The organism is Streptomyces sp. URMC 126 (genome assembly GCF_051386555.1).
Classification (GTDB): Bacteria; Actinomycetota; Actinomycetes; order Streptomycetales; family Streptomycetaceae; genus Streptomyces.
Genome location: NZ_JBPQTX010000457.1, coordinates 1 through 4,183, shown reverse-complemented (window position 1 = coordinate 4,183; position 4,183 = coordinate 1). Strand labels below are relative to the sequence as shown.

Annotated in this window: 5 protein-coding genes; 3 read left to right on the top strand and 2 right to left on the bottom strand. The window is 74.9% G+C overall.

Going from position 1 to position 4,183, the window contains the following annotated elements; genetic code table 11:
• Nucleotides 1–90 precede the first annotated feature (90 nt).
• Entirely contained in the window at nt 91–438 is a 348-nt protein-coding gene (locus ACSNOK_RS31240) for a sterol-binding protein (RefSeq protein WP_436784165.1), read from the bottom strand.
• 69 nt (nt 439–507) lie between these two features.
• Between ACSNOK_RS31240 and ACSNOK_RS31235 the strand changes: the two genes are divergently transcribed.
• Genes ACSNOK_RS31235 through ACSNOK_RS31225 form a run of 3 tightly spaced genes read left to right on the top strand, consistent with a single transcriptional unit; the run spans nt 508 to nt 2,604 of the window.
• Entirely contained in the window at nt 508–840 is a 333-nt protein-coding gene (locus ACSNOK_RS31235; protein WP_436784164.1) for a hypothetical protein, read from the top strand.
• Nucleotides 841–853: 13 nt separating this feature from the next.
• On the top strand, nt 854–1,660 hold the full coding sequence (locus ACSNOK_RS31230; protein ID WP_436784166.1) for a TlyA family RNA methyltransferase: 807 nt from the start codon (nt 854–856) through the stop codon (nt 1,658–1,660).
• Nucleotides 1,657–2,604 (top strand): NAD kinase, encoded by a 948-nt coding sequence (locus tag ACSNOK_RS31225; RefSeq protein ID WP_436784163.1) that lies wholly within the window; start codon nt 1,657–1,659, stop codon nt 2,602–2,604. Before ACSNOK_RS31230 ends, ACSNOK_RS31225 begins: the two co-directional genes overlap by 4 nt.
• Nucleotides 2,605–2,788: 184 nt before the next feature.
• On the opposite strand, the gene ACSNOK_RS31220 is transcribed toward ACSNOK_RS31225, so the two are convergent.
• Complete coding sequence (locus tag ACSNOK_RS31220; RefSeq protein WP_436784162.1) at nt 2,789–4,060, bottom strand: S41 family peptidase; 1,272 nt, start codon at nt 4,058–4,060, stop codon at nt 2,789–2,791.
• Nucleotides 4,061–4,183 lie beyond the last annotated feature (123 nt).

The following is a 4,183-nucleotide window of genomic DNA, read 5'->3' as shown; positions in this document are numbered from 1 at the left end:
TCGTGGCGGAGGCGGGGGCCGGCACGGAGGCCGGCGCGGGGGCCGGTACGGAGGCCGGTACGGGGGCCGGTTCCGAGGCCGTGGCCGCGGCTACAGGACCGAGCGCAGCCTGAGGACGTCGACCAGGCCGGCCTTGAGCTTCACCCGGCCGCTCGCCCAAGCCCGCGCGAAATTCAGCCGGCCGTCGACCAGGGCGACGAGGTCGTCGCCGGTCATCTCCAGCCCGATCTCGGCCCGCCGCTCGGGGACGCCGGGCACCGCCCGCACCTCCTTGAGGTGGCCCTCGCGCAGGTGCCCCACGAAGGTGACGTCCAGGTCGGTCACGTGGCAGCTCAGCGAACGGTCGAGCATCGCGGCGCCGCGGAGTCTCTCGTCCGCGCCCGCGAGTTGCCCCGCCAGTCTGTCGAGTGCGCTGCGGCACTCCTCGATGGTCGCCATTGCCCTGGACGGTACACCGCGCGGAGGCGAAGACCGGAGAAGCGGCCGGGCCGGGGTAGCGTCGGGGGCATGAGCGAAGAGGCCGTGACGGTGACCGACGAGGTGACGACCGGGGAGGCTGCGGGGGACGGGGAGGCCGGAGTGGCCGGGGAAGCCGGGGAGGCCGGAGAGGCGGTCGAGCCCGCCGGGCCGCGGCCGCTCGGCGTCGACCGCACCCCCACCGGGCACCCCGGCGTGGACGCCCACCTGGCCCGGCTGGCCGACGCCGACCACCTCGCCGCCGACGGTCACCTGGCCGTGTACGAGGATGTACACCAGGGCCTGCGGTCCGCGCTCGCCGCCCTCGACGAGCGCCCCGACCGACCGCCGGTCCCCACGCGTCCGTACGACAACAGGAGCTGAACCGCCCGTGGGAGTGACCCGCCGCCGCCTCGACGCCGAGCTGGTGCGCCGCAAGCTGGCCCGTTCCCGCGAGCACGCGAGCCAGCTGATCGCCGCGGGCCGGGTGACCGTCGGCGGCACGACGGCGACCAAACCCGCCACCCAGGTGGAGACCGCCGCCGCGCTCGTCGTCACCCAGGACGACAGCGACCCCGACTACGTGTCCCGGGGCGGCCACAAGCTCGCCGGCGCGTTCGCCGCCTTCGTCCCGCGCGGCCTGGTGGTCGAGGGGCGGCGCGCGCTCGACGCCGGCGCCTCGACCGGCGGCTTCACCGACGTCCTGCTGCGCGCGGGCGCCGCGCACGTCGTCGCCGTGGACGTCGGCTACGGGCAGCTCGCCTGGTCGCTGCAGAGCGACGAGCGGGTCACCGTGATGGACCGCACCAACGTCCGGGAGCTGACGCCGGAGCAGCTCGGCGGGGACCTCGTCGACCTGGTCGTCGGCGACCTGTCGTTCATTCCGCTGGGGCTGGTCCTGCCCGCCCTGGTGAGCTGCACCGCGCCCGGCGCGGACCTGGTGATGATGGTCAAGCCGCAGTTCGAGGTCGGCAAGGAGCGGCTCGGCAGCGGCGGTGTCGTCCGCAGCCCCGAGCTGCGCGCCGAGGCGGTGCGCGAAGTCGCCCGCCGCGCGGCCGAACTGGGCCTCGGCGTCCTCGGCGTCACCGCCAGCCCGCTGCCCGGGCCCTCCGGCAACGTCGAGTACTTTCTGTGGCTGCGCGCCGGTGCGCCCGAACTGGACCCGGCGGACGTTGACCGTGCAGTGGCGGAGGGGCCTCGGTGACCACTACAGAAGCGACATCGGAGACATCCGGGACGGGGCGGGAGGGCGGCCGGACGGTCTTCCTGCTCGCGCACACCGGCCGCCCGGCGGCGATCCGCAGCGCCGAACTCGTCGTCCAAGGGCTGCTGCGCTGCGGCATCGGGGTGCGGGTCCTCGCCGAGGAGGCCGCCGACCTGCCGCTGCCCCCGTCCGTCGAGCGCGTCGAGACCGGGCCCGACCGGCCGGACGTGCTGGACGGCTGTGAACTGATCGTCGTCCTCGGCGGGGACGGCACGCTGCTGCGCGGCGCCGAGTTCGCCCGCAGCTCCGGGGTGCCCATGCTGGGCGTCAACCTGGGCCGGGTCGGCTTCCTCGCGGAGGCCGAGCGGGACGACCTGGACAAGGTCGTGGACCGGGTCGTGACGCGGGAGTACGAGGTCGAGGAGCGGATGACCCTCGACGTGCTGGTCCGGACGGACGGGCACGTCGTCCACGCCGACTGGGCGCTCAACGAGGCGTCCGTGGAGAAGGCGGCGCGGGAGCGGCTGCTGGAGGTCGTCACCGAGGTCGACGGGCGGCCCGTCTCGCGGTTCGGCGGGGACGGGGTGGTGTGTGCCACTCCTACCGGGTCCACCGCTTATGCCTTCTCCGCCGGGGGGCCCGTGGTGTGGCCCGAGGTCGAGGCGCTGCTCATGGTGCCGATCAGCGCGCACGCGCTGTTCGCCAAGCCGCTGGTGACCGCGCCGGACTCGGTGCTGGCGGTGGAGGTGCAGCCGCAGACGCCCAACGGGGTGCTGTGGTGTGACGGGCGGCGGAGTGTGGAGCTGCCGGCCGGGGCCCGGGTGGAGGTGCGGCGGGGGGCCGTGCCTGTTCGCTTGGCGCGGCTGCATCATGCTTCGTTCACTGACCGGTTGGTCGCGAAGTTCGCTCTGCCGGTTGCCGGGTGGCGGGGGGCGCCGCACTAGGGGGTGCCTTCGGGGGTGCGCCTGCGGCGGGCTGTGCCCCGGTCCCGCCCCTTCGCCGATTCCTGGGGGGCGAGCCCCCCAGCCCCCCTGAAACCGCGCTCCGCGCGGTTGTCCTCAAACGCCGGACGGGCTGATACAGCCTGTCCGGCGTTTGAGGACGCGCGCCGCAGGCGCGCTCGGGGGCCTATCGCACCAGCAGCTGCCGCGCCCGCGTCAGCGCCGAGTCCCGGTGCGCCGCGAACTCCTCCTCCGTGAAGACCGGCGTGCGGACGTCCGGCGGAACGCCCGTCACGTCGTACGTCCGCCGGTCATCCGGACGCATGAACTCCTCGTTCGGGAGCCCGAACGTCCAGCCGTTCGGGAGCCTGCGTTCCAGGACGTCGGAGAAGACGCCCTGGGTGTTCTCGCCGATGCGGACGGGGGCGGGGGAGCGGCCCGTCATGGCCTGGGTGAAGGTTTCGCCGGCGCTGACGGTGAGGCGGCCGGTGAGGACCGCGACGGGGCCGGTGTAGCGGGGGGACCCGGAAGGGGTGACCCGTACGGGGATGGCCGGGGTGAACTTCCGGGGGTTCTCCGGGTCGTTCCGGGCGTGCTTCCGGTAGGCCACGTAGGGGCGGGAAGTGAGGCGCTCGGCGATGCGGACGCCGAGCAGGTCCGAGCCGCCGCCGTTGAAGCGGACGTCCACGATCAGACCGCGCAGGGCGCGGGGGCCGCGGGTGCGGGCCGGGGTGAGGATGTCGTCCAGGGCCCGCTCCAGCTCGGCCTCGTCCGCCGCCGGGCCGCCCTTCGCGGCGAAGCGGGTGAAGCGGGTGATCCGCAGGTACCCCGTGCCGTCGGGGAGGTCGGCGTACGAGATCGCGCCCTGGCCCCAGGTGCGCAGCGGCACGCCGACGGCCTCGGCGACCGCCTTGTCCGTCCGGGCGACGGACTCCGGCGTGGGCATGGTCGTGTCCGCCCGGATGCCGCCGAAGCGCTTGTCCTCGCTCGCCACGATGCTGGTGTGCGCGTCGTGCAGCGGCTCGATCATGCGTCGGAGGACGTCGAACAGCTCGTCGTCCGTGGTGTGCGCGGTGACGCGGGGGCGGAAGCGGTCGCCCACCGCCTTCCAGTCGATCCCCCGGGCCCGGAAGAACGGGTAGTTCTCGGCGTACGTCCGCCAGAAGACGTCGAAGACGCGGCGCGGGTCCGGCCGCTCGCCCTCGCCCGGCTTCGGCCCGGCCGTGCAGGCGGCGGGCAGCGCGCCGGCGCGGCGCAGGGAGACGTGGCCGACGCTCCCGTCGTAGGTCAGCCGCGCCCGGCCGGGGCCGGTGGGGGCGATCGTCAGGACCGCGTCCTCGGCATCGGTGAAGCGGCCGGAGCCGTTCCCCTTCGCCTCCAGCAGGCCGGGCAGGCAGCTCACCGCCGTGGTGTCGAAGGTCCGGAGGCGGCGGCCCCCGTCCTCGACGGAGATCAGCATGCCGTAGCCGTCCGTCCGCCACACCCCGTCCGGCCCGCCGGAGCGGGCGCCCGGCCGGGGCCGGTGGGGGCGATCGTCAGGACCGCGTCCTCGGCATCGGTGAAGCGGCCGGAGCCGTTCCCC